The sequence below is a fragment of the Enterobacter cloacae complex sp. P42RS genome, from assembly GCF_014930595.1.
Classification (GTDB): domain Bacteria; phylum Pseudomonadota; class Gammaproteobacteria; order Enterobacterales; family Enterobacteriaceae; genus Enterobacter; species Enterobacter bugandensis.
In genome coordinates, this window is sequence record NZ_JADBRK010000005.1 from 397,228 (window position 1) to 423,786 (window position 26,559).

Sequence of the window (26,559 nt, forward strand, 5' to 3'; positions counted from 1 at the left end):
GACGACGGGTATAAACTAAGAGGTCATGATGAGCACAGAAATCAAAACTCAGGTCGTAGTACTTGGGGCAGGCCCGGCAGGTTACTCCGCAGCATTTCGTGCAGCGGATTTAGGTCTGGAAACCGTCATCGTAGAGCGTTACAGCACCCTCGGCGGTGTTTGTCTGAACGTCGGCTGTATCCCTTCTAAAGCGCTGCTGCACGTAGCGAAAGTTATCGAAGAAGCCAAAGCGCTGGCTGAACACGGTATCGTCTTCGGCGAGCCAAAAACCGATATCGACAAAATTCGTACCTGGAAAGAGAAAGTTATCACTCAGCTGACCGGCGGTCTGGCGGGTATGGCGAAAGGCCGTAAGGTCAAAGTGGTTAACGGTCTGGGTAAATTCACCGGTGCGAACACCCTGGAAGTGGAAGGCGAAAACGGCAAAACCGTTATCAACTTCGACAACGCGATCATCGCGGCAGGCTCTCGCCCAATCGAACTGCCATTCATTCCACATGAAGATCCACGCGTGTGGGATTCCACTGATGCCCTTGAGCTGAAAACCGTTCCTAAGCGGCTGCTGGTGATGGGCGGCGGTATCATCGGTCTGGAAATGGGTACCGTGTACCATGCGCTGGGTTCAGAGATCGACGTGGTTGAAATGTTCGACCAGGTTATCCCGGCTGCTGACAAAGACATCGTTAAAGTCTTCACCAAGCGCATCAGCAAGAAATTCAACCTGATGCTGGAAACCAAAGTGACTGCCGTTGAAGCGAAAGAAGACGGTATTTACGTTTCCATGGAAGGCAAAAAAGCCCCATCCGAACCACAGCGTTACGACGCCGTGCTGGTGGCTATCGGCCGTGTGCCGAACGGTAAAAACCTCGACGCGGGCAAAGCTGGCGTGGAAGTGGACGACCGTGGCTTCATCCGCGTTGACAAACAGCTGCGCACCAACGTGCCGCACATCTTTGCTATCGGCGATATCGTCGGTCAGCCAATGCTGGCGCACAAAGGTGTTCACGAAGGTCACGTTGCCGCTGAAGTTATCGCCGGCATGAAGCACTACTTCGATCCGAAAGTCATCCCATCTATCGCGTACACCGAGCCAGAAGTTGCGTGGGTAGGTCTGACCGAGAAAGAAGCGAAAGAGAAAGGCATCAGCTACGAAACCGCCACCTTCCCGTGGGCTGCTTCTGGCCGTGCTATCGCATCCGACTGCGCAGACGGTATGACCAAACTGATCTTCGACAAAGAGACTCACCGCGTAATCGGTGGTGCGATTGTCGGTACCAACGGCGGCGAGCTGCTGGGTGAAATCGGTCTGGCTATCGAAATGGGCTGCGACGCGGAAGACATCGCGCTGACCATCCACGCGCACCCAACTCTGCACGAGTCTGTGGGCCTGGCGGCAGAAGTGTTTGAAGGCAGCATCACCGACCTGCCAAACGCGAAAGCGAAGAAGAAATAAGTTTCTTCAGATGAAAAAAGCGGCCTGAGGCCGCTTTTTTTATGCGCGGCGTTCAGGGGACTACAGGCTGCCAGGAGTTATCAGGTGCGTATGAGGCCAGCGCCCGGGCCTTCTGCTCCGAATCGCTGCCGAGATCGGACTGGTACACCTTGTCGTCCTGGTTTATCACAAAGCTCATGACGCCTGTCTGACCATAGCTGACAGGCCACGCCACCATCGCGAAACCGTGATTATCTGGCAGGATGCGGAAGCGATAGCCATGGTAACCCGCGCCTGGCTCTTTAGGGCTAAATGCCGGGCCAAGCGGGCTTGGCGCTTCGCCGGGCGAGACGGGCCAGTACAGACCGTCCTTTTTCCCCTCAGAACTGACAATCTTCTGCGCGTATTTCTGATTCATCGCAAAATAGCTCTGCTGAGCGGCCACGTAAGCATGCAGGGCTTCGATGGCGGCAAGTTCGTTGCGCCCAATTTCGCGGGTCAGGATCTCCTCGGCGCCTTCTTTGATGTCAAACTGCCAGCCGGAGGCGGTTTTGATCACCGGAATGGGAAGTTGCCAGCCGCTGTCTCCGACAACCAGATGCGCTTTATCGCCTTCGACAATGGTGTTATGACGGACTTTCCAGTCGCGCAGAAAGCGATCGACTGCGTCAGGATCAACGCCTTCAGGGGGCAGGAAGTCGCGCCAGTTCTCACCGAGCAGGTTGCTCATAGCGCTTTCGTTTTGCTCGCGGATGGCGCTTTCCAGCGCATTGGTAGCCTGTTCTGGTGAGCTGAAGGATTGCTGCGCCATGACGGTCGCCGAGACCATGAACAACACCATTCCACTGAGTAATTTACGTTTCATGTCGGCTCCCTTAGCGATGACGGAATTCACGGTGCTCAGCACGTCCAGCCGCTGCCGGGCGTAGCTGCTGCTGACGAGAGGCGAGGTGTCTGCTTTGCGCCCCACGCTGCTGCTGCGCCTGCCAGTTGGCGGAACGGCTGTCGTTGCCGCTCAGTGCATTGGCCCGGAGCTGACTGTTTCGCTGCTGGAAGGGACGTTGCTGAGAGGGCTGAACCCGTTTCTCTTGTCTCTGCGCGGTGGTCTGGCGGTTTTCTCGCTGCTGCGTGGTGGCCCGCTTCGCCGTCTGCGGTTTGGTGTCATAGCCACGGTAGTTATTGCGCTGAGAAATCTGTTTCAGCTGTTCACTTGAGGCCTGTCGCTGCGCCGCTTTCGTGCCCGGGCGAGCAGTCTGTGGGAAGGTTTTACCTGTCGATTTCTCCATCTGGCTCAGCGCCGCCTGACGCTGGCTATCGCGATTAACCGGTTGTTGCGTTGCACTAAGCCCCGTGGCCGTGTTGGTGGAGTGGAAACGCGTGTTGAGCTGGTTTGTCGGGTAGGGGACACCTTCCCGATAGGCCGGGTTGTGCTGCCAGATACGGTTGGCGTCCGTCAGGCGTTGTCCGCTGATTTTATTGAAGTTCTCAACGTTAATATTGATGTTGTTATCACCGTTGCGGTTGTAGCCGCCGTGATTATCCCAGTCACCGTCATGATGATGGTCCCAGTCATCGTCATCATCCCAGTCGATGTTGCTGAAGATGGCATAAGTTGTGGCGACACCCAGGCTGAAACCTAAGCCGTTGACGAAGCTGTTGCCAAACTGCTCTCCGGGCGTGGGCGGGAGATAGGTGGGAGGATAGGCGGTGTTGGGCCAGGTCCCGTAAACCGTATTGGGATTATAGGTGGGGACGTAAACCACCTGCGGGTCGGCAGATTCAATTTTGATCACCGTCGGGGCCGGTGCGGACGTGGTGGTTGACGTTGACTCGGTGGTGCTGGTTTTTGCCGGTGCGGGTTTCGTTACCGTGGTGACCGTCTGCTGAGGCGTAGATTGCAAGGCGCCGGTCTTCTGCGCCAGCGCGCGCAGGCGTTGAACAGAATCCATTACATCTTTCGGCTGGGCGAGAAACGCATCGCCCAGATTTTGTACCCACGGCGGATTCTCTCCCATCAGCGACATAAGCTGAGGAAACGCGACCAGGGATTTTACGCTGGGATCCCAGGGCTGGCTGGCAATGGCCTGAATCGCGGCGTCCCCTTCCATTTTGGGGTTGTCTTTGGACCACTGCGCCGCTTGAATCACGTTGGCCGGGTAGGTCGAGGCCATCAGGATCTGTGACAGCAGAGCATCCGGGTAGAGCGCGATGGGGGCAACCCACTGATCGATTTGCGCGGCAGTGTAGGTTGGCGCGACCACAGGGGCGGGTTGTGCTACTGCCGGCGTAGCCGAAGCAACTGGCTGTTGCGCGACGGGGGCTGGCGCAACGGGTTCCGTTGCACGACTTTTGACAAACATGACGCCTGAGGCGGCAAACAGCCCGGCACTGCACAGAAGGACAAGCAGATGTGGCTTAAAGGGCAACTTCATAAAATGACTCCAACGAGACAGGCGCTGTGCCGTGAGGCGTTACGGTTGGCGTGAGTATTATTCACCCGTCTTTTACTGTTTTGACTTTTATTGGGAAGCGTCCGGTACGTCCGGATAAAGAGTGTGAGTATTTATTACACAATTATATGCGATGCGGGAAAAGGCGCCGGGAATTCAGAAGGCCGCTCTTGCGAGCGGCCAGCAGCTAGTTGCCGAGGTTAACCACAAACAGCACCGTGATGTCGGATATGTTCCAGCCACCGTGCAGTGCGGTAAGCAGTAAACCGGTCACAACGATCAGCGCATAGACTCGCATCTCCATTGCGTGCGTTCCTGTACAGGCTACGCGGGTTCATTCTTCACCGGGAAAGACTGAACCAGGCAAGTTGGTGTTGCCGCGTAGGTTACGGAACTGCTCCCGGGCCCGGTGACTGGTTGCTACACCAGCGAAGCAGGCCGAGATGAAGCGTAATCGACTCAGTGGGAATTCTGAAGTTGATAAATGAAGTTAACCGGTTTTTCATTCGAAACAGGAAGGTGCTACGCAAAATTGACATAATGGCTTGCAAGCCTGCAGGGTGTGATGCAAAATTCATTGCGTTGGGGTTGCCGCAAACCTGCCAACCCGGTGTGCTACCACCGCAAGGCAACAAAATAACCGCTATCAGGCGGTTTTTTTGTCCCCAAAATTCACCTCGTCTCCCCGCTACACCATGCTTAACGATTCAGCAAACTTTTTAATGTTGCTTTTTTGTAAACGGATTAACACTGTGCAGAAATCCTGCTATGCTGCCCGACGCGGTATCGGGCATTTACCCTACAAACTGCTGTCTCACAGGAGCGTGAAGAGAACGCCCGCCGCATATGACAATGAGAGCGAGGAGAACCGTCGTGCTAGAAGAATACCGTAAGCACGTAGCAGAACGTGCCGCCGAGGGAATTGTACCCAAACCTTTAGATGCAACCCAAATGGCCGCGCTCGTCGAGCTGCTGAAGAACCCGCCTAAGGGCGAAGAAGAATTCCTGTTAGATCTGTTGATCAACCGCGTACCGCCTGGCGTAGATGAAGCTGCCTACGTAAAAGCCGGATTCCTTGCTGCTATCGCCAAAGGCGAAGCCACCTCCCCACTGGTTACTCCTGAAAAAGCCATTGAACTGCTCGGCACCATGCAGGGTGGTTACAACATTCATCCGCTGATTGACGCGCTGGATAACGACAAGCTGGCACCGATTGCCGCTAAAGCGCTCTCTTCCACGCTGCTGATGTTCGATAACTTCTACGATGTAGAAGAAAAAGCCAAAGCGGGCAACGTCTATGCGAAGCAGGTGATGCAGTCCTGGGCCGATGCCGAATGGTTCCTGAACCGCCCTGCGCTGGCGGAAAAAATTACCGTGACCGTCTTTAAGGTGACCGGTGAAACCAACACCGATGACCTGTCTCCGGCTCCGGACGCGTGGTCTCGTCCAGATATCCCGCTGCACGCCCTGGCGATGCTGAAAAACGCCCGTGAAGGCATTGAGCCGGATCAGCCGGGCGTGGTTGGCCCGATCAAACAGATCGAAGCGCTGCAGAAGAAAGGTTTCCCGCTGGCCTACGTCGGTGACGTTGTGGGTACCGGCTCTTCCCGTAAGTCCGCCACCAACTCCGTACTGTGGTTCATGGGCGACGACATTCCGCACGTGCCGAACAAGCGCGGCGGCGGCCTGTGCCTCGGTGGTAAAATTGCGCCAATCTTCTTCAACACCATGGAAGATGCGGGCGCGCTGCCAATTGAAGTAGATGTGAGCAACCTGAACATGGGCGACGTGATTGACGTCTACCCGTATAAAGGCGAAGTGCGCAACCACGAAACCAACGAGCTGCTGGCAAGCTTCGAACTGAAAACCGACGTGCTGATTGACGAAGTGCGTGCCGGTGGCCGTATTCCGCTGATCATCGGGCGCGGCCTGACCACCAAAGCGCGTGAAGCGCTGGGTCTGCCGCACTCCGACGTTTTCCGTCACGCGAAAGACGTGGCAGAAAGCAACCGCGGCTTCTCGCTGGCACAGAAAATGGTGGGTCGTGCCTGCGGCGTCGCCGGTATTCGTCCTGGCGCATACTGCGAGCCGAAGATGACCTCCGTGGGCTCTCAGGACACCACTGGCCCAATGACCCGTGACGAACTGAAAGACCTGGCGTGCCTGGGCTTCTCTTCTGACCTGGTGATGCAGTCCTTCTGCCACACGGCGGCCTATCCGAAGCCGGTTGACGTGACCACGCACCACACGCTGCCAGACTTCATCATGAACCGCGGCGGCGTGTCACTGCGTCCGGGTGACGGCGTCATCCACTCCTGGCTGAACCGTATGCTGCTGCCGGATACCGTGGGTACCGGCGGTGACTCCCATACCCGTTTCCCAATCGGTATCTCCTTCCCGGCGGGCTCCGGCCTGGTGGCGTTTGCTGCAGCGACCGGCGTAATGCCGCTGGACATGCCTGAATCCGTGCTGGTGCGCTTCAAGGGCAAAATGCAGCCGGGCATCACTCTGCGCGACCTGGTTCACGCGATCCCGCTGTATGCCATCAAACAGGGCCTGCTGACCGTTGAGAAGAAAGGCAAGAAAAACATCTTCTCTGGCCGTATCCTGGAAATTGAAGGTCTGCCGGATCTGAAAGTTGAGCAGGCATTTGAGCTGACCGATGCATCCGCCGAGCGTTCTGCGGCTGGCTGTACCATCAAGCTGAACAAAGAGCCGATCATTGAGTATCTGACTTCCAACATCGTGCTGCTGAAGTGGATGATTGCGGAAGGCTACGGCGATCGTCGTACGCTGGAGCGGCGTATTCAGGGCATGGAGAAATGGCTGGCGGATCCGCAGCTGCTTGAAGCCGATGCTGACGCAGAGTACGCGGCGGTGATCGACATCGATCTGGCGGATATTAAAGAGCCAATCCTCTGTGCGCCGAACGATCCGGACGATGCGCGTCTGCTCTCTGACGTGCAGGGCGATAAGATCGACGAAGTGTTCATCGGCTCCTGCATGACCAACATCGGCCACTTCCGCGCCGCCGGTAAGCTGCTGGATACCCACAAAGGCCAGCTGCCGACCCGCCTGTGGGTGGCACCGCCAACCCGTATGGACGCGGCTCAGTTGACCGAAGAGGGTTACTACAGCGTGTTCGGTAAGAGCGGGGCGCGTATCGAAATCCCTGGCTGCTCCCTGTGTATGGGTAACCAGGCGCGCGTGGCCGACGGTGCGACGGTGGTTTCCACCTCTACCCGTAACTTCCCGAACCGTTTAGGTACTGGTGCGAACGTCTACCTGGCCTCTGCGGAGCTGGCGGCGGTTGCGGCGCTGATTGGCAAACTGCCAACGCCGGAAGAGTACCAGACCTTTGTGGCGCAGGTGGATAAGACGGCGGTGGATACCTATCGCTATCTGAACTTCGACCAGCTTTCTCAGTACACCGAGAAGGCTGACGGGGTTATCTTCCAGACGGCAGTATAAACAGCAAAACCGTCTCTACGAGACGGTTTTTAGTGTTTGCACCCTCTCCCGTGGGAGAGGGACGGGGTGAGGGCATCAGGCCGCAGGGTCTTGCTCTCACCTTTTTATTTTCATTCCTCCCACCTCTCCCGCTTTTTTTCTTTCCCTCTGCTGCGATAATTACCCTAATGGCTTTGCAGAGGAAAACGCTATGGATTACGAATTTCTGCGCGACATCACCGGCGTGGTGAAAGTGCGCATGTCGATGGGGCACGAAGCCGTTGGACACTGGTTTAACGAAGAGGTGAAAGAAAATCTCGCCCTTCTTGATGAAGTCGAACAGGCGGCAAATACGGTGAAAGGCAGTGAGCGCTCCTGGCAACGTGCCGGGCATGAGTACACCCTGTGGATGGACGGCGAAGAGGTGATGGTGCGCGCCAACCAGCTTGAGTTTTCAGGGGATGAGATGGAAGAGGGGATGAGCTACTACGACGAAGAGAGCCTGTCGCTGTGCGGCGTGGAAGACTTCCTGCAGGTAGTGAATGCCTATCGTGAGTTCATGAAACAGAAGTAACTCCCCGAAGCGTCCCTGCTCCGGGCAACACTTACACGGCCGGAATATTGCGGCCGTAGTAGATTTCGCGCATTTCTTTCCAGAGCAGGTCGGTGATGACCTTGCGCTCTTCTTCACTTAAATCTTCCGGTTTCGTGTGGAACATGTAGTGCTTAAGGTCGAACTCCTTAAGCATCATCTTGGTATGGAAGATGTTTTCCTGGTACACGTTCACGTCCATCATGTCATACAGCGATTTCATATCCTCAGACATAAAGTTCTGAATGGAGTTAATCTCGTGGTCGATGAAGTGCTTCATGCCGTTGATATCACGGGTAAAACCGCGCACGCGATAATCAATCGTGACGATGTCCGATTCCAGCTGGTGGATTAAATAGTTCAGCGCGTTCAGCGGGGAAATCACGCCGCAGGTCGACACTTCAATATCCGCGCGGAACGTGCACAGCCCGCCTTCCGGGTGGCTTTCCGGGTAGGTGTGAACGCAGATATGGCTTTTGTCGAGGTGGGCGACGACCACTTCCGGCAGCGGACCCGGGTGTTCAGTTTTGTCGATAAGCTTCGGGTCGACCGGCTCTTCGCTGACCAGAATGGTGACGCTGGCACCCTGGGGCTCATAATCCTGTCGGGCGATGTTCAGAATATTGGCACCGATGATCGAGCAGGTTTCTGACAGGATCTCGGTCAGACGGTTGGCGTTGTAGAGTTCATCGATATAGGCGATGTAACCATCGCGTTCTTCCGCTGTTTTGGCATAGCAGATATCGTAAATACAAAAACTCAGGCTTTTGGTCAGGTTGTTAAAGCCATGTAGTTTAAGCTTTTTCAATTAGCTCACCCCCTTAGTGGATAATGCGTCTTGCAGATACTGCGGCAGAGCAAACGCTGCGGTATGAATAGCCGGATTGTAGTAGCGGCACGTGAGCCCGGCCTGATGGAAGCGGGCCTGGATTATTTCGGTAGAGAGATGACGCAGCACGTCGTTATCCGTTGCCCATGCAAAGGTCATGATCCCGCCGTAGTACGTCGGAATGGCCGCCTGATAGAAGCTGACGTCACCGAAATAGGTGCTGAGCTTGCGATGGCTGTCGAGGGCTTCATCCTGCTGCAGGAAGCAGACACCGTTTTGTGCGACGAAGATCCCGCCCGGGTTCAGGCAGCGCTTGCAGCCTTCGTAGAACGAGGAGGTAAACAGCGACGCGCCAGGGCCGATGGGGTCGGTGCAGTCAGAGATAATCACGTCGAAGGTCTGCGTGGTCTGGTTAACAAAGTTAACGCCGTCGTCGATAACCAGATTAAAGCGCGGATCGTCATAGCTGCCGGCATTATGGTTGGGCAGGTACTGGCGGCAGAAAGAGACCACGCCCGCATCGATCTCAACCATGGTGATGGTTTTAATGGAACGATGACGTGAAACCTCGCGCAACATTGCGCCGTCGCCGCCGCCGATAATCAGAACATGCTTCGCGTGTCCGTGGGCCAGCAGCGGAACGTGGGTCATCATCTCATGATAGATAAACTCGTCGCGCTCGGTCGTTTGCACGACGCCGTCCAGCGCCATGACGCGGCCAAAGGCAGCATTCTCGAAGATGATGAGATCCTGGTGATCGGTTTTCTCATGATAGAGCACGTTATCAACGGCAAAGTACTGACCAAACTGGTCATGCAGTGTTTCATGCCACAACGTGTGGTCGGCCATACGCGGACTCCTCCTTTGTTAACATCCGTAACGCTCACAAAAAATGAGCGAAACATGATAGCTAACTATAACCGTGGTTGCACGGGTATAGGTTGAACAGGGGGCGTCGGGAAGGTTATTTCACGTAGGCGAGCAGGCTGAGTGAATCGCGGGCCAGCGCTTTGCATTTTTTAGCCGTGGGAATGCCAATACCGCTCAAGTCACGGTAGCTGTCTTCACCGAGCGTCTTCATGTCAAAGCTGTCGTAATTGCTGAGATCCCACTGGTTCTGCTGGGCGAAAAAGACCAGCGCGCGGCGAATTTGCCCGTTGGGTAAATTCTGGTAGCCACAATCATTTTTCAGGAATACAAAAACCGCCGTTAAATCGGCCATATCTTCCGCTTCATTTTCACTGAGCGCATAGCTGTTCGCACACATTGCCATCAGGCTTCCGAACAAAATTGTCCTGAAAAACGTCTTCATTGCTTCTACCACTTCTTCACGGAAAATTAACGTTAGCACACTTGATGCCAGTGCGACGATCTTTATTATTGCCGCTTTACTTGACCTTCCGGTAAGGGGAAGGTTTATGCTCAAAAGATCGCCTGCTGGAAATAAGGAAATGAACATGCAACGTCGTGATTTTTTAAAATATTCCGCTGTGCTGGGGGTTGCCAGCGCATTACCACTCTGGAGCCGCGCGGTTTTTGCGGCTGAAAGGCCTGCCTTACCCATTCCTGACTTACTGACCGCAGACGCCCGTAGCCGTATTCAACTCGTTGTTCAGGCCGGTAAAACCTCCTTCGGCGGGCACAGCGCTACTACCTGGGGCTACAACGGCAATCTGCTCGGCCCGGCACTTCAGTTACGCAAAGGGAAAGCGGTGACGGTGGATATCCACAATACGCTTGCCGAGGAGACCACGCTGCACTGGCACGGGCTGGAAGTTCCGGGCGAAGTGGATGGTGGTCCCCAGGGCGTTATCAAACCTGGGGGTAAACGCAGCGTAACCTTTACCCCTGACCAGCGGGCGGCAACCTGCTGGTTCCACCCGCATCAGCATGGCAAAACGGGCCATCAGGTGGCAATGGGGCTGGCCGGACTGGTGTTGATTGAGGATGACGAAAGCCGTCTCCTGCGCCTGCCAAAACAGTGGGGTATCGACGATGTGCCGGTGATTGTGCAGGACAAAAAATTCAGCGCGGACGGGCAGATTGACTACCAGCTGGACGTGATGAGCGCGGCGGTCGGCTGGTTTGGCGATACGCTGCTGGCCAACGGTGCGATCTATCCGCAGCACGCCGCCCCGAAAGGCTGGCTGCGCCTGCGCTTGCTTAACGGCTGTAACGCCCGCTCGTTGAACTTCGCCACCAGCGATAAGCGCCCGCTTTACGTGGTGGCAAGCGATGGCGGCCTGCTGCCAGAACCGGTAAAAGTGAGCGAGCTGCCGATGCTGATGGGCGAACGCTTCGAAGTGCTGGTGGACATCAGCGACGGCAAGCCGTTTGACCTGGTAACGCTGCCTGTCAGCCAGATGGGGATGGCAGTGGCGCCGTTTGATAAACCGCATCCGGTGCTGCGCATTCAGCCGCTACAGGTCACGGCCTCCGGTACGCTGCCGGACACCTTAGCCACGCTGCCAGCTCTCCCGTCGCTGGATGGGCTCACGCAGCGTAAGCTTCAGCTCTCCATGGACCCGATGCTCGACATGATGGGCATGCAGGCGCTGATGAAAAAGTATGGCAATCAGGCCATGGCGGGAATGCACCACGGCCAGATGATGGGCCACATGAATATGGATCACGGCAAAATGGGCGGTATGGATCACGGCGGTCACGGGTTCGATTTCCACAACGCCAACAAGATCAACGGCAAAGCGTTCGATATGAACACGCCGATGTTTGCCGCCACGAAGGGGCAGTTTGAGCGCTGGGTGGTTTCAGGGGAAGGGGACATGATGCTGCACCCGTTCCATATCCACGGCACGCAGTTCCGTATTCTGTCTGAGAACGGTAAAGCGCCGGAAGCGCATCGAGCAGGCTGGAAAGATACGGTGAGAGTGGAGGGCGGCGTCAGCGAGGTGCTGGTGAAGTTCGACCACGAAGCGCCTGAAGAGTTTGCCTATATGGCGCACTGTCATCTGCTGGAGCATGAAGATACGGGGATGATGCTCGGTTTTACCGTATAAAAAAAGCCGGGTGGCGGCTTCGCCTTACCCGGCCTGGATTGCTAAAAACGGCAACTTTCGTTGCCGTTTTGCTTTTATTTGCCTTCGTCCGGCAATGCATACGCGACAATATAGTCGCCCATCTTCGTACCAAACGAACCGTGACCACCCGCAGAAATGACAACGTACTGCTTGCCATTCACTTCATAGGTCATCGGCGTTGCCTGTCCACCGGCCGGCAGACGGCCTTGCCACAGTTTTTCACCGTTGGTCATGTTGTACGCGCGCAGGTAGTTATCTGCGGTTGCCGCGATGAACAGCACGTTACCGGCTGTGGAGATTGGACCACCCAGCATTGGCATACCCATATTGAACGGCACCGGAACCGGCATCGGGAACGGCATGCTGTCCTGCGGGGTACCAATACGTTTTTTCCAGACGATCTGGTTGGTTTTCAGATCCAGACCGGAGATGTAACCCCAGGCAGGCTGTTTACACGGCAGACCAAACGGAGACAGGAACGGGTTCAGGGTAACGCCAAACGGTACGCCATACTGCGGCTGGATACCGGCTTCGGTCCCGCTGCCTTTCGCGTCTTTCGGCTGCTCCATCGGGTTACCCGGACCGCGTGGGATCAGACGGGAAACGAACGGCAGCGCCATTGGGTTGGCAATCGCCACCTGACGGTTAGGGTCGACGGAAATACCGCCCCACTCAAACATTCCCAGGTTGCCCGGGAAGACCAGCGTACCCTGCTCAGACGGCGGCGTGAAGATGCCTTCATAGCGCAGCTGATGGAACATCACGCGACACACCAGCTGGTCAAACATGGTGGCACCCCACATGTCTGCACCGCTGAGGTCTTTCTTCGGACGGAAGCTCAGGTCAGAGAACGGCTGGGTTTTGCTGACGTAGTCGCCTTTGGCCGCACCCTGCGGAACCGGTTTTTCCGGGGCAGGCACAACCAGCTTACCGTTGCTGCGATCCAGCACGAAGATGTTGCCGGTTTTAGCCGGAGCGTAAATGACCGGCACGGTTTTGCCGTTAACGGTAATGTCCGCCAGCGTCGGCTGGGACGGCATATCCATATCCCACAGATCGTGGTGAACGGTCTGATAGCTCCACGCCAGCTTACCGGTGGTTGCGTTCAGCGCCAGGATAGCGCTCGCATAACGTTCCTGCTCCGGCGTGCGGTTACCGCCCCAGATATCCGGCGTGGATACGCCCATCGGCAGGTAGACCAGGTCCAGCTTCGCGTCATACGCGGCTGGTGCCCAGGAGTTCGGCGAGTTGAAGGTAAAGGTGTGCTCGTCAGACGGGATCGCGTTCGGATCTTTCGCACCCGGGTCGAAGGCCCACAGCAGTTTACCGGTGTTCACGTCGAAACCACGGATAACGCCGGAGGTTTCGCGGGTGGAGAAGTTATCCGTTACCGAACCGGCAATCACGATGGTTTTATCGGTGATGATTGGCGGTGAGGTTGGCTCATACAGACCCGGCGTGGTGTCCGGCATGTTGGTCTGAAGATTCAGGATACCTTTGTTGGCGAAGGTTTCACACAGCTTGCCCGTTTCGGCATTGATGGCGAACAGACGACCATCGTTCACCGGCAGCATGATGCGGCGAGGACAGTCGGCAATAACTTCCGGGCTCGCATTATCCGGGCGCGCTTCGTGATAAGAGACGCCACGGCAGGTCACGTGCTGGAAGGATGGGTTGGAGTTCAGCTGTGGATCGAAGTGCCATTTCTCATTACCGGTGGCCGCGTCGAGCGCGAACAGACGCTGGTGCGCCGTGCACAGGTAGAGCATGTTGCCCACTTTAATCGGGGTCACTTCGTTGGTCAGCTCGCCCGGATCGTTCGGCATCTTCAGGTCGCCGGTACGGAATACCCAGGCTTCCTTCAGGTTTTTCACATTGTCCGCGTTGATCTGCTTCAGCGGGGAGTAGCGTTGACCTTCCTGGTTACGGCCATAGGCAGGCCAGTCGCCGTCCGCCACCTGCGAAATAGCCGCAGCCGGCGTCGATTCCGCGTTCAGCGTACCGTTGATCTCCTGCGGGTCGTTAAAACCGGCCCAGGTCAGGATGCCGCCACTAATCAGCAGGGCAACAACCAGACCGGCCACGGCACCGCTGGAAGGGACGATCAGACGACGCCAGACAAACGGCAGGATCAGCCAGATGCCGAAGAAGACCAGGATGTCACTGCGCGGCGTCAGCGCCCAGAAGTCGAAGCCGACTTCCCAGACGCCCCAGATCATGGTGGCAAGAAGGAGTGCGGCATACAGCCACAGTGCAGATTGTTTTCTACGCCAGAGCAGGACGGTTACGCCAAGCATAACCAGGCCCGCAATCGGGTAGTACCAGGAGCCGCCGATCGCGACCAGCCAGACGCCACCGATTAACAGGTACAGGCCGCAGAAGGCGGCGAATAACGCTGTTAGTGTCACCAGTAGACGCGGCTGTTTAGAGTTTGTTTCAGCCATAGAAAGTGTACTCGTCAGTTTTTGTTAATAATTTGCTAGCAACTAATTATAGGTATTAACAAGTGTGATCGGAATCACAATATTTGCTTTTTATAACTCATACGCCAGGCTTATCCATTTACTGATATAATGGCCGGCTTGCGTATCGATGCCGGAGCAAGATTCATCCGCATTGAAAGATTTTCATCAAAATCATTTGGTTAGTAATATGAAACATACTGTTGAAGTGATGATCCCGGAAGCCGAGATCAAAGCGCGTATCGCCGAACTGGGTCGTCAAATCACCGAGCATTACAAGGACAGCGGCAGCGAAATGGTGCTGGTTGGTCTGCTGCGCGGTTCTTTCATGTTCATGGCAGACCTGTGCCGTGAAGTGCAGGTACCGCACGAGGTCGATTTTATGACCGCTTCCAGCTACGGCAGCGGCATGTCCACAACCCGTGATGTGAAAATCCTGAAAGATCTGGATGAAGATATTCGTGGCAAAGATGTGTTGATCGTTGAAGACATCATTGACTCCGGCAACACCCTGTCAAAAGTGCGCGAGATCCTGAGCCTGCGTGAGCCAAAATCGCTGGCGATTTGCACCCTGCTGGATAAGCCTGACCGCCGTGAAGTGCAGGTGCCGGTGGAGTTTGTTGGTTTCTCTATCCCGGACGAGTTCGTCGTCGGTTACGGTATTGACTACGCGCAGCGTTATCGTCATCTGCCATACGTTGGGAAAGTGGTATTGCTGGACGAGTAATTGCGGTTTGTTGCCCGGTGGCGCTGCGCTTACCGGGCCTACGAATGGGCACATGTAGGCCGGGTAAGGCGCAGCCGCCACCCGGCTTTGTTTATTTATGGTTTACGTGCTTAAGCTGAAGGTTGGCAATGCCTGAACGGTAACGCTGCTCCAGCGTTTCGCGGTTGGTGGCGGTCACTTCTAGGTTGCGCAGCAGACCATCATGAATACCGTACGCCCAGCCGTGGATCGAGACCTTCTGCCCGCGCTTCCACGCCGATTGCATGATCGTTGAGTGGCCAAGGTTATACACCTGCTCCATCACGTTGAGTTCGCACAGGGTATCCATGCGGCGCTCCTGCGGCATTTCGCCCAGCAGTGAGCTATGTTTGAACCAGATATCGCGAATGTGGAGCAGCCAGTTATCAATGAGCCCCAGCTCCGTGTTTTCAACCGCCGCCTGCACGCCGCCGCAGCCGTAGTGGCCGCAGATGATGATGTGCTCGACTTGCAGAACGTCAACGGCATACTGAACCACGGAAAGGCAGTTGAGATCGGTATGAATCACCAGGTTGGCAACGTTGCGGTGAACAAACAGTTCGCCGGGCTCGAGGCCGGTCAGGCGCTCGGCAGGTACGCGGCTGTCTGAACAGCCAATCCAGAGAAAGCGCGGGTTCTGGGCTTGTGCGAGTTTTCCAAAAAATCCGGGGTCTTCCTCCACCAGCATTTTTGACCATAGTGCATTGTTGCTAATGAGTGTATCTATGTCGTTCATGGAGGTTAGCGACCTGTAACCAAGTAATTGCGTTGCGCTACTATAGGGTAACCCGACTTTTAATGAAACCACACAACGTGTGTCAGAACTGAAGGTAAGTTAATTTCATGGCAATTGCACTGGAGCTTGAGCAGCTTAAAAAAACCTATCCGGGCGGCGTTCAGGCGCTGCGCGGAATAGATCTAAAAGTAGAGGCCGGGGATTTTTACGCGCTTCTGGGGCCGAACGGGGCGGGGAAATCCACCACCATCGGGATCATCAGCTCGCTGGTGAATAAAACGTCCGGACGGGTGAGCGTCTTTGGTTACGACCTGCAAAAAGATGTGGTAAACGCCAAGCGCCAGCTGGGGCTGGTGCCGCAGGAGTTCAACTTCAACCCGTTTGAGACGGTGCAGCAGATTGTCGTTAACCAGGCGGGTTATTACGGCGTTGAGCGTAAAGAGGCGCTTGAGCGTAGCGAAAAGTACCTGAAACAGCTCGATCTGTGGGAAAAGCGTAACGAACGTGCGCGGATGTTGTCCGGGGGGATGAAGCGCCGCCTGATGATTGCCCGCGCGCTGATGCACGAGCCGAAGCTGCTGATCCTTGATGAACCCACCGCAGGCGTGGATATCGAACTGCGTCGTTCTATGTGGGGTTTCCTAAAGGATCTTAATGACAAAGGCACCACCATCATTTTGACCACCCACTACCTTGAAGAAGCAGAGATGCTGTGCCGCAACATCGGCATCATTCAGCACGGCGAGCTGGTGGAAAACACCTCGATGAAGAATCTGCTCTCCAAGCTGAAATCCGAAACCTTTATTCTGGATTTGGCGGCGAAAAGCGCCCTGCCGAAGCTGGAAGGGTATCAGTATCGCCTGGTCGATACCTCGACGCTGGAAGTAGAGGTGCTGCGCGAGCAGGGCATTAACAGCGTGTTCTCCCAGCTGAGCGCGCAGGGTATTCAGGTTTTAAGTATGCGTAACAAAGCGAACCGACTGGAAGAGCTGTTTGTTTCTCTGGTGCAGGATAAACAAGGAGACAAGGCATGACGCATCTTTACTGGGTCGCGCTGAAAAGTATCTGGGCGAAAGAGATTAACCGTTTTATGCGCATCTGGGTGCAAACCCTGGTGCCGCCAGTCATCACGATGACGCTCTATTTCATCATCTTCGGTAACCTGATTGGCTCCCGGATTGGTGAGATGCACGGTTTTACTTATATGCAGTTTATCGTGCCGGGGCTGATCATGATGGCGGTGATCACCAACGCCTATGCCAACGTGGCGTCGTCGTTCTTCAGCGCCAAGTTCCAGCGCAATATTGAGGAGTTGCTGGTGGCACCGGTGCCAACGCATGTGATCATTGCCGGTTACGTCGGTGGCGGCGTGGCGCGCGGTCTGTGTGTTGGGATCCTGGTGACGGCCATTTCGCTGTTCTTTGTGCCGTTCCAGGTGCACTCATGGCTTTTCGTGGCTCTGACCCTGCTCCTGACGGCGATCCTCTTCTCGCTGGCCGGTCTGCTGAACGCCGTGTTTGCCAAAACGTTTGACGACATCAGCCTGATCCCGACCTTCGTGCTGACGCCGCTGACCTATCTCGGCGGGGTGTTCTACTCCCTGACGCTGCTGCCGCCGTTCTGGCAGGCGCTGTCGCACCTGAACCCGATCGTCTACATGATCAGCGGTTTCCGCTTTGGCTTCCTCGGCATCACCGATGTGCCGCTGTTTACCACGGTGGCGGTGCTGGTAGTGTTCATCATCGTCTTCTACCTGCTGTGCTGGTATCTGATCCAGCGCGGACGTGGGCTGCGTAGCTAACCTTCTGCCCGGTGACGTTCTGGTTGCCGGGCATTTTCTTTGACAGTTATCACCGTAAACTAACCTTCACCTGGATAAACTACTCGCCTGCTAAGGAGAGACGATATGCTGGGATGGGTTATCACCTGCCACGATGAACACGCGCAGGATATGCTGGATAAGCTTGAAGCTAAATTTGGTCCGCTGGCGCAATGCCGTGCGGTGAATTACTGGCGCGGTTTAAGCACCAACATGCTGAGCCGCATGATGTGCGATGCGCTGCATGAAACCGACACGGGCGATGGCGTGATCTTTCTGACCGATAAGTCCGGCGCGGCGCCTTATCGTTCCGCCGCGCTGTTAAGCCACAAGCACGAAAACTGCGAAGTTATTTCCGGCATCAGCTATGCGCTGCTGGAAGCGATGTACCCGCTGCGTGAGACGCTGAGCAGCGCCGAATTTCGCAATACCCTCGTTAATATGCAGGTTCCGGGCTTAAGTAGCCTGTGGCATCAGCAGCAGAAAAACCCGCCTTTCGTCCTGCTTCACGATCTGTATAAGCATTAAACGTTGGTATTGATGTCGCATTTGTTACAATGGCGACTGATTTCCCGTATCGATTTATATCCCATGCTCATGCGCGTTGTTTTCCTGCTGTTACTGCTGATATCCGGCGGCGCATCTGCCAGTCTGATCAGTCAGCAAGGGCTTCCCGCCCGATATATGCAAACCACTGAAGATGCTGCCATTTGGGCTAAGGTAGGTAACGACGTGGTGAACGTCGGCAATATCCGCGCCGGGCAGATCTTAGCCGTTGTTCCCACTGCCGCCGATTATTACGAATTTCGCTTCGGCTTCGGAACCGGATTTATTGATAAAGGACATCTGGATGAGGTGCAGGGAAAACAGCGCGTTGAAGACAGCCTGGGCGATCTGAACAAGCCGCTCAGTAACCAGAACCTGATTACCTGGAAAGATACGCCGGTCTTTAACGCCCCCAGCAGCGGCAGCGCGCCTTTTGGCACGCTAAGCGCCAACCTCCGCTATCCGATCCTGACTAAACTGAAAGATCGCCTGAACCAGACCTGGTATCAGATCCGCATCGGCAACCGCCTGGCATGGATCAGCAGCCTGGATGCGCAGGAAGATAACGGGCTTCCGGTCCTCACCTACCATCATATTTTGCGTGATGAAGAAAACACGCGCTTTCGACATACCTCCACGACCACCAGCGTAAGGGCGTTCAATAACCAGATGGCCTGGCTGCGCGACCAGGGCTACACCACGCTGACGATGTATCAGCTGGAAGGGTATGTGCGTAATAAAATGAACCTGCCCGCTAAGGCGGTGGTGATCACCTTTGATGATGGCCTGAAATCGGTCAGCCGCTATGCGTACCCTGTTCTGAAAGAATATGGCTTCAACGCCACGGCGTTTATCATTTCGTCACGTATCAAAGGCCATGCGCAGAAGTGGGATCCTAAATCACTGCAGTTTATGAGCGTCCAGGAGATCAAGAGTATCCAGGATGTCTTTGACATTCAGTCTCACACCCACTTTCTGCATCGCGTGGATGGGTATAAACACCCCATATTATTGAGCCGCAGCTATCATGTGATCCTGTTTGATTTTGAGCGCTCCCGCCGCGCGCTGGCGCAGTTCAACCCGCGGGTGCTTTATCTGTCGTATCCTTTTGGTGGCTATGACAATAAAGCGATAAAAGCGGCAAACGACGCCGGTTTCCATCTGGCGGTGACCACGGTGAAAGGGAAGGTGAAGCCGGGGGATAATCCGTTCTTACTGAAACGCCTGTATATATTAAGAACGGATTCGCTGGAGACGATGTCGCGGCTGATCAGCAATCAGCCGCAGGGGTAGCTTAATAGTAGGAGAGGTTGATGGTCGCGACGGCTTTAAATTCGCCTGCTTTCATCGGTTTACCGTCTTTTACGAGCTGGGCGGAAAAGTCCATCATGCCGAAATCGGACCCTGGCGCTGTCGCAGTGGTATAACGCGTAAAAGCAAGCCCGTTAGGCGGTAACGGCGTTGAGTTGTAAGCGTAAAGCTGAACCCCCACTCCTTCGGCGCCTCCCGTCAGCGTGTTCCCCAGCAATTCATTCTGTGAACCCGTGGTTTTGTTTGCCTGGAGTTTTACATCCACCGCCCAGACGTTATCGCATCCCAAAATTTGCACCCGGAAATTGGTGGTGCGGGGCGATACGTTAAAGTCAGACATCATGTATTCGCCCAGATCGATGTTATTGCCTTTATCCAGCTGTGCGGTCTGGCAGGTCGACGTCACGATGGGAACCTGGAAGGTTGTGGGTGTGACCATAAATGTCCAGGGTTGGTTATTACTGTCAGTAGGTGTGCCAATCGCCATCTGCCCCAGCGGAAACGATGCCGCGGGCGTAATGTAGCGATTATTATTCCGGTTGCCGTTAGCATAGAGGAACTCTCGGGCGTCCTGCCAGATTGTCACTTTAGCTTTCCAGGTTTGATTGTCCCAGTAGTAATCAGGGCCGGGACTAACCAGTGTCGACCAACCGCTAGGTTCCATATTCCCATCACCAAAATAGCCCCCGCCTGCGCTGGAGAATATTTTCACTGAAAATACAACGCCTTCAATATTGGTGGAATAATAGTTACCCATACCGCCGTCAACCTGAGGGCCGCGACCATGAAGGTAGGTATAGTCGTTGGGATCTTTTTCCTTTAACTGCTGTCCATCATTCCCTGCGAATGTACATTTTGATGTTAGCGTCGGGCTAAGGTTGAGTTCGAACGTGGCCAGTTCTCGCATGTTACTCACGCCATCCCAGGCGGCCCAGCGGATGCCCTGTGGATAGCTGCCGTTTACGAGGGTGGTTGTACCGCCCCCACCGTCGGAAAATTTACACTCCTTTGCCCATGCTTGCCCTTGTAAACTTAGCCAGCCTACAAGCGCCATTTTTATAAACGAGAGAAAAGACCAACGTCCTGTCATGTTTCTGAACATTCTCATCCTGTTTCCTGTTCTGATTTATTCATATGTGGCGTTGACCAGCACGCGACTGGTCACTTTTCCGGCGCTGACCGGGCCGAAATTCTGCAAGCGGGCGTAGAAATCATATTCTGTCGCCCATACAGTTTTTGCATTCAATACAACGCTTGAACTGCCATCGGTATTAAGCACGTTGGTATTCAGGTCGGTTGAAAAAATAACCACGCCGGTATTGGCCGCGCCGCCTTCATCAACGGATGTTTCATTAATAAAGATCTGTCGACTATCGGCTGGCCATGTTTTGCTTTGCGGCTGAAAACTGAATTTCAGCCTGTTAACCTGGGTTCCCTCACCTGGGCAACTGTCGACCTTAACCGTAAACGCCGTACCGGAAGCCGCATCGCTCGGCTGCAGACGCGTACTGCCGTCCGCGTTGTAGAACCAGTTTTTGCCTACAATAGGCAGGTGGATCTTGCCATCGCCAGGAATGGAAACCTGACAGGTGTTTTCAACAATATTGGCGTTAAGCGTAACGTCCATGCCTGCCTCTGCGGACAGGCAGGGGGCAGACCAGTGCCAGCTTATAAGCCCGGCCAGAAGCGTATATCTGCCGAAAACTCGTTTTCTATAGGGATGCGACATGACTGCTCTGCCCTTGCTCAGTATTACTGGTAAGTCACAACAAACGTCACCGGCGCGCTGACGTCGCCCGTGGTGACATCGGCGATCGTTTTACCGCTAGCGATAACGATACGCGCGGCCATATCGACATTTGCCGTTGCGCCACTGATGGTGACGTTCTGCACGGGCGTGGTGTTACAGCTCAACAGCGTTCCTGTTCCGGCTGTGCCTTTCCACACTTCAAAGCCAGTTTCGTGCCCACCAGCAAAAGAGTCACCCGTTAACGCTGCGCCGGAACAGCTGCCTCCCGTTCCCTTGGTGGCCTGTACGGTTGCAGATTTCACCCCAGCGCAGCCGCTAAAGGCGATTTTAAAAGGTTCACTGCGCGTCTGGGCAACCAGATCGGATTTGAAGACGTCACCAAATGCCAGGGTGCTGATTGGCTGGCCTCCGGCATTCTGGATTTGTGCGGTACAGGTGCCCGCTTCAATGGTGGAGGTAAATGTCGCCTGCACGCTGCTTGTGCCGGTAATGGCATGTGATGCCGCACTAAACAGACCCGCAGAGACAGCCAGTGCAATCAGGGGGAAAGATTTTTTAATCATCGTCGCGTTTCCTTCCGCTTATTGGTATTCGAAGTTGAATGTGGCTATAGCACTGAAGCTGCCGGTTGTCGCCAGGCCGGATTTGGTTTCCACAAGACGGGCAACCAGAGGAACTTCTTTGCTGTTAATTTCAGCCGTGGTCCAGACTAAGCGTTTCGCATCGTCAGTTGAGTTAATGGTAAATGGCGCTGTAGGTGCTGACGCGCGTGCGATGGAGACCCCCATATAATCAGCTGGTCCGGCTGTAGCACCATTTAAGATGGCCGTATCAAGGTATCCTGATTTCGAGCCTGAAATTGTCGTCTTCAGTGCTGCAAGGCTCGACGGACAGTCAGTAATTTTTAACTTAAACGCGGTGCTGGCGCCGTCTGTTTTATTGATAATGTCCGACAGGGCCGTTTTACCTGCCGCACCGATCGGAATCGTATTATTTTTTCCGTCGCCGGTACCGCCCTCGATGGCCATATCACAGGTGGTTTCACGCAGAGTTGCGGTAAAAGTCACATCCAGATTGGTGGACGTTGCCATTGCCTGCGAACTGAGTGCCGCGAAAAGCAACGCGCTTAGGCTTGTTTTCTTCATTAAAATTAACTCCTTGTTAAAAAACGATTACATCTGACAGGTCTGGTTATCCAGCATGGTTGTCAGACCCACCTTCCTGGCTGAAGGGGTGAGGGTATAGGTCACGGTGCACGCGCTTTCTACATCACTGCCCCAGACAATACGCAGATGACCGCTATTTTCCGCACCGCGTACATAAGCCTGCCCGGCCTGGCCTACAGAGCCGACGGATTGCCCCTGTTCATTCAGAACGTCAGCGCCCAGCGGAATAAAGCCGTTATCAGAGCGGTGCAAATCAAGCAGCAGCGAGCGGCTTTGGTCGGTTTCGAAATCCACGCGCACAATCGCACCGCTGCGCGGTACAGCGATTGAGCTGGTGCTCTTCACCTCCACATCAGATTCCAGCTTAGAAATATCAATGCCGATGGTGTTTTCACGGTAAGCCGACAGATACGGCATGATCGCGTAGCCTGAGCTGCCGATGACTCCATCGCCAATGGAAAGCTGCGCGCCTTTCGCGCCCGGCGCGCTGACCAGCGCCAGAGTATCGGTATCACCGATGCTGCCCGAGGAGAGCGTGATGCCACCGGAATGCAGCACCATGCCGCCGCTGTAGCTCAGGGAGTACTGCTGGCTACTGTCGTCGGTGGCGGAGGCCGATATACTGAGCGGCCCATACGCGCTGCTGTAGCTGCCGTAGCCGCCAATCTGGTTAAGATCGCTACTGTCACCCTGGCTGGAACTGGTGTTAACGCTATAGCTAAAGCGGTAATCGTCTGTGTTCCCGTTCGCGCTGGCATTGAGGGTCGAGTTGTTTTTGAAATCCGAGTTGACGCTCATGTTCACGCTGGAGAAACCGCCCGGCTTCTTACCGCGGCCCAGCAGGTTTTCCAGAGGAATGCTGATGTTCAGATAGACGCTGTCATCTTTATCGCCATACTCGTTGTAGCTGCGCTGGAGCGATACGCTGTAGCTGCCCAACCAGAATGCGTTGTTGTAGCCGATTGAGTATTGGGACGTTGAGTCCGATTCTGACCAGTAGTCCTGCCAGCTTCCGGTCATATACAGCGAACCATAATCCGTTTTTCCTGACGACAACGGCTGGCTTACGTTGATCTGCACCTGATTTTTCATTCGCTGGAAATGGTTATACACATCGCTGTCCGAATGATCCGGATTACGGCCTCTGTCACGATATTTAATGCTTTCCGTCAGCGATGCCGCATCATTGAGGGTCAGGTAGTCTTCCGTTGAGAAGCGATACGCTGCCACGTTGAAGGAGGTGTTGGTTTCTTCCAGCAGTTTGCTCCAGGAGAGACGGTAACTTTGCCCCGTCAGATTGCCGATGCCGTCGATGTCTGCATCTGAATGCGTTACGTCCAGCGCAAAAGCACCTACGCCTGTGCTCACGGCAATACCGAGCAGCCCGGAGTAATAGCCCGTATCCATATACTGGAAGCCAGCATAGCCGGTGAAAATGTTGCTGAGGCCGTAATAACCCGTGGCATAGCCCAGACGCGGCTTATCGCGCAGTCCGTTGTCATTCAGCTCACCCACGCCAATGTCCCAGCGGCTGTATCCGGGGCGAAGCATCTGGCTGACCGAAGAGTAGGGGACGGAAAAGGTGCGCACGCTGCCGTCAGACTCCTCAATGGTGACAACCAAATCGCTACCGTAGCCCGTCGTACTGAGGTCGTTAATTTCAAACGCACCCGGTGGGACCGTCGATTCATAGATCTTGTTTCCGCTTTGAGAAATTGTGACCTTCGCATTACTTTTAGCGACGCCACGAATAACGGGCGCATAGGTTGAAATCCCCCCGGGCAACATGCGATCGTCGTTATACATGCGCACGCCACGCAGGTTGATGGAGTTGAAGGTGTCGCCGCGGGTATAGGAATCACCCAGCAAGAGTTGAGCGCGCAATGGCGTAATGTCGCGTTGCAGGTAGATATCCTGGCTGGCGTAGTCGGTACCCTCTGCGTCATCCCAGTTCAGCGTGCCGCGTGAGCGTAAACGCCAGGGGCCCATGTTGATACCGTACTTTAACCCTGCATAAGCGGTGTCGCGCCCACCGTCTGTGCTGTCCGAATGCCATGCGTTGAGGTCGTAGGAGAGCATGCCTGCAGTAATACCGTCTTCCCAAAGAGAAGGATCAACATAGCCACCAGGGTGCCGCTCGATATAAATTTGCGGCATGCTAAGGCTTAATTCCTGTGAGCCGGAGTTATAATCCCAGGACGCACCCGGGAAGGCCTTGTTGATATCAATACAGACCGTTTCATCACTCTCTCCAGGCTTTTTGTTGGCTACCGCATTTTGCAGGGCATCCGCTTTAATGCCCATTTGCATCAATACTTTTGGCGTGAAGCAGGGGGCAGCACGCACCGTAGCATTATCTTTAAAGGTAAAGTCTGTCAGCGCTTTTTTTTGCCCATTCAAAATTAGCTGAGTTTTAAACGTGCCGGGTACGATAGGGTTTCCGTGTGAAAAACGACTCACGTCAATACTGTTTCCTGTATTAAAGAGGAACTGATCGTTGAATTCGACCTCTTCATTACCCGACGATGGCGTAGCAACTTCTTCAGCCGCGAAGGATGCAGACTGAAATGCTGTGCATATGGCAATACAAAGAATTGAGGGGCGAAATAACATTGCTATCACTAATCCATTAGCTGCTAATATTTATGGGCAAACTTTTAATATTTTTAATTAACCGGGGCGTCGTGTTTCTCTGCGCCGCCGAAATCATTAATCGAGGTATAGGTTAATTTCGTAATGCGTGCGGAATCGCCTGGTTTAAGGCTGAAGGACTGGCTGGTAAAGGGCGCAACCACGTGCGGCTCTATTTCGATGTTCTTCCCGCCGACGGTCGTTTCGATTTTGGCGACGGAGACGTAGAATGGCGAATCATTTTTAGCCACCAGCTCATTTGCCTGCTGGGACCATTTCAATTGTGCTGCGGCTATTGCCGGGTCGCCCTTTAGGCCGTCCGGACGGAAGAACATTTTAATACGTGTGCGAAACGCTAGTTGCAGCATGTTTTGATTTTCTTCAGAAGCTTTTGCTTTAGGCGGTACTTCCAGCACGTTGAACCAGTACAACCTCTCTCTGTCTGTTGGCAACGGCTGGCCAAGCCAGGTAATACGTACCGTCTGTCCTTTGGCAGGATCGACACGTGAGACCGGTGGCGTGACGATAAACGGCAGTTTGAGTTCTTGAGGGTTCGTTGTGTCGCGGCCATCATCGAGCCAGGTTTGTACCAATAATGGCTTATTGCCGCGGTTTTCCATTTTCACGGTGACGTCTTTAGCGGATGCCGGGTAAATGACTCGTGTGCCTGAAATGACAATGTCGGCATAAGCTGCGTGGGAAACGGTCACAGCGGCACAAACCATGAGTGCAGTAATACAGGTATTAAAAGGGCGCATAATATTCATCCATTAAATAAGAAATGCGCCCACCTCATCCGTGAGCGCATGAAATAACAATCAATTGTTATTCGTAGGTCATGGTAAAGGTCACGTTGCTGCTGACTTTACCGGCGCTGACTGGATTGGTGGTGGCGACCCAGTTTGCTGCAGGGACATAAGCAACGCGGTAAGCCAGAGTACCCGTGCCTGCGGTAAGAGTGGCTTTCTGAGTGTTATTGCTCGGCTGACCCACTTTGATGCGGTCGGTGCTGGTTGAGCTGTTGTTGTACAGCGCAAGAGCGACGTTATTGGCATGGCCCGCTACGGTTGGGTCAGCTTTCAGCGTACCGTTAGACAGTTCAGCGAACTGCTGAGAGGTAAAGGTGGCAGACGCTTTGGTCAGGGATTCCGGGCATTTGCTCAGGTGCAGTTCGAACTCTTTTGAACCTACGCCTGCATCAACAGTGGTTCCTTCTACATCGGCTTTTTTGACCACTGGCAGAGTTAGCGTTACGTTGTTGGCATCAACACCGTTATTAGAGGTAATAACGCAGGTGGTATCGGTTACTGCGCCATCGAATGTAATCAGGCCAACGTCAGAAGCCATTGCAGAAACAGAACCCAGTGCTAATACAGCGACACTTGTAGCCAGAATTGTTTTCTTGAACATATTTTAAATATCCATTTATTAAAAAGTATCATTCATGATGTTTATGGTTAACGCATAAAACTGGCTCAATATATTATTGTTTCATGGTGGTTTTAAATAAGTTTTGCTATAAAATGAATGAAGTAAATTTAAAGATGTTTGTTTTGACGAGGGAATCAAAGGGTTGTGTTTAATTGTTAGTGCTTTCTATAT

At 54.4% G+C, this 26,559-nt stretch carries 23 protein-coding genes; 9 read left to right on the top strand and 14 right to left on the bottom strand.

Features of this window, described 5'->3' with window-relative positions; all coding sequences use genetic code 11:
- Positions 1-28: 28 nt before the first annotated feature.
- Complete coding sequence (gene lpdA, locus IM314_RS09745) at positions 29-1,453, top strand: dihydrolipoyl dehydrogenase (RefSeq protein ID WP_003856313.1); 1,425 nt, start codon at positions 29-31, stop codon at positions 1,451-1,453.
- A gap of 52 nt (positions 1,454-1,505) precedes the next feature.
- Here lpdA and IM314_RS09750 read toward each other — a convergent pair whose 3' ends face one another.
- Together IM314_RS09750 and IM314_RS09755 are read right to left on the bottom strand one after the other, a co-directional pair.
- Positions 1,506-2,297, bottom strand: a complete 792-nt coding sequence (locus IM314_RS09750; protein WP_193358515.1) for a DUF2950 family protein — start codon at positions 2,295-2,297, stop codon at positions 1,506-1,508.
- Positions 2,298-2,307: 10 nt separating this feature from the next.
- Positions 2,308-3,864: a DUF3300 domain-containing protein gene (locus IM314_RS09755; RefSeq protein ID WP_193358514.1), complete on the bottom strand. Its 1,557-nt coding sequence runs from the start codon at positions 3,862-3,864 to the stop codon at positions 2,308-2,310.
- Between the two features lie 891 nt (positions 3,865-4,755).
- Between IM314_RS09755 and acnB the strand changes: the two genes are divergently transcribed.
- The gene (acnB, locus tag IM314_RS09760; RefSeq protein ID WP_045631164.1) at positions 4,756-7,353 is read left to right on the top strand and encodes a bifunctional aconitate hydratase 2/2-methylisocitrate dehydratase; all 2,598 of its coding nucleotides are present in this window, start codon (positions 4,756-4,758) and stop codon (positions 7,351-7,353) included.
- Between the two features lie 190 nt (positions 7,354-7,543).
- Positions 7,544-7,906 carry a protein YacL gene (yacL, locus tag IM314_RS09765; RefSeq protein WP_041911228.1) on the top strand — a complete coding sequence of 121 codons (363 nt, stop codon included), beginning with the start codon at positions 7,544-7,546 and terminating at the stop codon, positions 7,904-7,906.
- A gap of 31 nt (positions 7,907-7,937) precedes the next feature.
- On the opposite strand, the gene speD is transcribed toward yacL, so the two are convergent.
- The 3 genes from speD to IM314_RS09780 all read right to left on the bottom strand — a co-directional run bounded on the left by speD (position 7,938) and on the right by IM314_RS09780 (position 10,065).
- Positions 7,938-8,732, bottom strand: coding sequence for an adenosylmethionine decarboxylase (speD, locus tag IM314_RS09770; RefSeq protein ID WP_041911227.1), 795 nt, complete (start codon positions 8,730-8,732; stop codon positions 7,938-7,940).
- Positions 8,733-9,602 (bottom strand): polyamine aminopropyltransferase, encoded by an 870-nt coding sequence (gene speE / locus IM314_RS09775; protein WP_049000521.1) that lies wholly within the window; start codon positions 9,600-9,602, stop codon positions 8,733-8,735.
- Between the two features lie 115 nt (positions 9,603-9,717).
- Positions 9,718-10,065, bottom strand: a complete 348-nt coding sequence (locus IM314_RS09780) for a YacC family pilotin-like protein (RefSeq protein ID WP_069598938.1) — start codon at positions 10,063-10,065, stop codon at positions 9,718-9,720.
- Between the two features lie 145 nt (positions 10,066-10,210).
- Between IM314_RS09780 and cueO the strand changes: the two genes are divergently transcribed.
- The gene (gene cueO, locus IM314_RS09785) at positions 10,211-11,770 is read left to right on the top strand and encodes a multicopper oxidase CueO (protein ID WP_048957892.1); all 1,560 of its coding nucleotides are present in this window, start codon (positions 10,211-10,213) and stop codon (positions 11,768-11,770) included.
- A 74-nt stretch (positions 11,771-11,844) separates the two neighbouring features.
- Here the strand turns inward: cueO and IM314_RS09790 are convergent, their stop codons facing one another.
- Positions 11,845-14,235, bottom strand: a complete 2,391-nt coding sequence (locus tag IM314_RS09790) for a glucose/quinate/shikimate family membrane-bound PQQ-dependent dehydrogenase (RefSeq protein ID WP_193358513.1) — start codon at positions 14,233-14,235, stop codon at positions 11,845-11,847.
- Positions 14,236-14,443: 208 nt separating this feature from the next.
- Here IM314_RS09790 and hpt point away from each other — a divergent pair, with 208 nt between their 5' ends.
- The gene (hpt, locus tag IM314_RS09795) at positions 14,444-14,980 is read left to right on the top strand and encodes a hypoxanthine phosphoribosyltransferase (protein ID WP_014882585.1); all 537 of its coding nucleotides are present in this window, start codon (positions 14,444-14,446) and stop codon (positions 14,978-14,980) included.
- A gap of 91 nt (positions 14,981-15,071) precedes the next feature.
- On the opposite strand, the gene can is transcribed toward hpt, so the two are convergent.
- Positions 15,072-15,734, bottom strand: coding sequence for a carbonate dehydratase (gene can / locus IM314_RS09800; protein ID WP_041911224.1), 663 nt, complete (start codon positions 15,732-15,734; stop codon positions 15,072-15,074).
- Between the two features lie 107 nt (positions 15,735-15,841).
- Here can and IM314_RS09805 point away from each other — a divergent pair, with 107 nt between their 5' ends.
- The 4 genes from IM314_RS09805 to IM314_RS09820 all read left to right on the top strand — a co-directional run bounded on the left by IM314_RS09805 (position 15,842) and on the right by IM314_RS09820 (position 19,392).
- Positions 15,842-16,768 (top strand): ABC transporter ATP-binding protein, encoded by a 927-nt coding sequence (locus IM314_RS09805; RefSeq protein WP_041911223.1) that lies wholly within the window; start codon positions 15,842-15,844, stop codon positions 16,766-16,768.
- A complete protein-coding gene (locus IM314_RS09810) occupies positions 16,765-17,535 on the top strand; it encodes an ABC transporter permease (protein WP_008501945.1) in 771 nt (256 codons plus the stop codon). The genes IM314_RS09805 and IM314_RS09810 overlap by 4 nt, the downstream gene beginning before the upstream one ends.
- A 105-nt stretch (positions 17,536-17,640) precedes the next feature.
- On the top strand, positions 17,641-18,081 hold the full coding sequence (locus IM314_RS09815) for a PTS sugar transporter subunit IIA (RefSeq protein ID WP_041911222.1): 441 nt from the start codon (positions 17,641-17,643) through the stop codon (positions 18,079-18,081).
- A gap of 63 nt (positions 18,082-18,144) precedes the next feature.
- The gene (locus tag IM314_RS09820; RefSeq protein WP_193358637.1) at positions 18,145-19,392 is read left to right on the top strand and encodes a polysaccharide deacetylase family protein; all 1,248 of its coding nucleotides are present in this window, start codon (positions 18,145-18,147) and stop codon (positions 19,390-19,392) included.
- Position 19,393: 1 nt separating this feature from the next.
- Here the strand turns inward: IM314_RS09820 and IM314_RS09825 are convergent, their stop codons facing one another.
- The 7 genes from IM314_RS09825 to IM314_RS09855 all read right to left on the bottom strand — a co-directional run bounded on the left by IM314_RS09825 (position 19,394) and on the right by IM314_RS09855 (position 26,367).
- Complete coding sequence (locus IM314_RS09825; RefSeq protein ID WP_157844798.1) at positions 19,394-20,512, bottom strand: fimbrial protein; 1,119 nt, start codon at positions 20,510-20,512, stop codon at positions 19,394-19,396.
- Between the two features lie 24 nt (positions 20,513-20,536).
- Positions 20,537-21,139 carry a fimbrial-like protein gene (locus tag IM314_RS09830; protein WP_072201797.1) on the bottom strand — a complete coding sequence of 201 codons (603 nt, stop codon included), beginning with the start codon at positions 21,137-21,139 and terminating at the stop codon, positions 20,537-20,539.
- Between the two features lie 23 nt (positions 21,140-21,162).
- Positions 21,163-21,723 carry a fimbrial protein gene (locus tag IM314_RS09835; protein ID WP_045631169.1) on the bottom strand — a complete coding sequence of 187 codons (561 nt, stop codon included), beginning with the start codon at positions 21,721-21,723 and terminating at the stop codon, positions 21,163-21,165.
- Between the two features lie 18 nt (positions 21,724-21,741).
- Complete coding sequence (locus IM314_RS09840; protein WP_041911218.1) at positions 21,742-22,305, bottom strand: fimbrial protein; 564 nt, start codon at positions 22,303-22,305, stop codon at positions 21,742-21,744.
- A 27-nt stretch (positions 22,306-22,332) separates the two neighbouring features.
- Positions 22,333-24,939 (bottom strand): outer membrane usher protein, encoded by a 2,607-nt coding sequence (locus IM314_RS09845; RefSeq protein ID WP_041911217.1) that lies wholly within the window; start codon positions 24,937-24,939, stop codon positions 22,333-22,335.
- Between the two features lie 53 nt (positions 24,940-24,992).
- Complete coding sequence (locus IM314_RS09850; protein WP_227008579.1) at positions 24,993-25,682, bottom strand: fimbrial chaperone; 690 nt, start codon at positions 25,680-25,682, stop codon at positions 24,993-24,995.
- A gap of 100 nt (positions 25,683-25,782) precedes the next feature.
- Entirely contained in the window at positions 25,783-26,367 is a 585-nt protein-coding gene (locus IM314_RS09855; RefSeq protein ID WP_041911215.1) for a fimbrial protein, read from the bottom strand.
- Positions 26,368-26,559: the final 192 nt, after the last annotated feature.

Coding starts and splice junctions, on each gene's coding strand:
- speE (WP_049000521.1), bottom strand. CDS start 9,602: ATGGCCGACCACACGTTGTGGCATGAAACACTGCATGACCAGTTTGGT.
- IM314_RS09755 (WP_193358514.1), bottom strand. CDS start 3,864: ATGAAGTTGCCCTTTAAGCCACATCTGCTTGTCCTTCTGTGCAGTGCC.
- IM314_RS09750 (WP_193358515.1), bottom strand. CDS start 2,297: ATGAAACGTAAATTACTCAGTGGAATGGTGTTGTTCATGGTCTCGGCG.
- yacL (WP_041911228.1), top strand. CDS start 7,544: ATGGATTACGAATTTCTGCGCGACATCACCGGCGTGGTGAAAGTGCGC.
- IM314_RS09840 (WP_041911218.1), bottom strand. CDS start 22,305: ATGAAGAAAACAAGCCTAAGCGCGTTGCTTTTCGCGGCACTCAGTTCG.
- IM314_RS09815 (WP_041911222.1), top strand. CDS start 17,641: ATGCTGGGATGGGTTATCACCTGCCACGATGAACACGCGCAGGATATG.
- cueO (WP_048957892.1), top strand. CDS start 10,211: ATGCAACGTCGTGATTTTTTAAAATATTCCGCTGTGCTGGGGGTTGCC.
- IM314_RS09820 (WP_193358637.1), top strand. CDS start 18,145: ATGCTCATGCGCGTTGTTTTCCTGCTGTTACTGCTGATATCCGGCGGC.
- can (WP_041911224.1), bottom strand. CDS start 15,734: ATGAACGACATAGATACACTCATTAGCAACAATGCACTATGGTCAAAA.
- IM314_RS09835 (WP_045631169.1), bottom strand. CDS start 21,723: ATGATTAAAAAATCTTTCCCCCTGATTGCACTGGCTGTCTCTGCGGGT.
- IM314_RS09845 (WP_041911217.1), bottom strand. CDS start 24,939: ATGTTATTTCGCCCCTCAATTCTTTGTATTGCCATATGCACAGCATTT.
- hpt (WP_014882585.1), top strand. CDS start 14,444: ATGAAACATACTGTTGAAGTGATGATCCCGGAAGCCGAGATCAAAGCG.
- IM314_RS09855 (WP_041911215.1), bottom strand. CDS start 26,367: ATGTTCAAGAAAACAATTCTGGCTACAAGTGTCGCTGTATTAGCACTG.
- IM314_RS09790 (WP_193358513.1), bottom strand. CDS start 14,235: ATGGCTGAAACAAACTCTAAACAGCCGCGTCTACTGGTGACACTAACA.
- IM314_RS09805 (WP_041911223.1), top strand. CDS start 15,842: ATGGCAATTGCACTGGAGCTTGAGCAGCTTAAAAAAACCTATCCGGGC.
- IM314_RS09850 (WP_227008579.1), bottom strand. CDS start 25,682: ATGGTTTGTGCCGCTGTGACCGTTTCCCACGCAGCTTATGCCGACATT.
- lpdA (WP_003856313.1), top strand. CDS start 29: ATGAGCACAGAAATCAAAACTCAGGTCGTAGTACTTGGGGCAGGCCCG.
- IM314_RS09780 (WP_069598938.1), bottom strand. CDS start 10,065: ATGAAGACGTTTTTCAGGACAATTTTGTTCGGAAGCCTGATGGCAATG.
- IM314_RS09810 (WP_008501945.1), top strand. CDS start 16,765: ATGACGCATCTTTACTGGGTCGCGCTGAAAAGTATCTGGGCGAAAGAG.
- IM314_RS09825 (WP_157844798.1), bottom strand. CDS start 20,512: ATGTTCAGAAACATGACAGGACGTTGGTCTTTTCTCTCGTTTATAAAA.
- IM314_RS09830 (WP_072201797.1), bottom strand. CDS start 21,139: ATGTCGCATCCCTATAGAAAACGAGTTTTCGGCAGATATACGCTTCTG.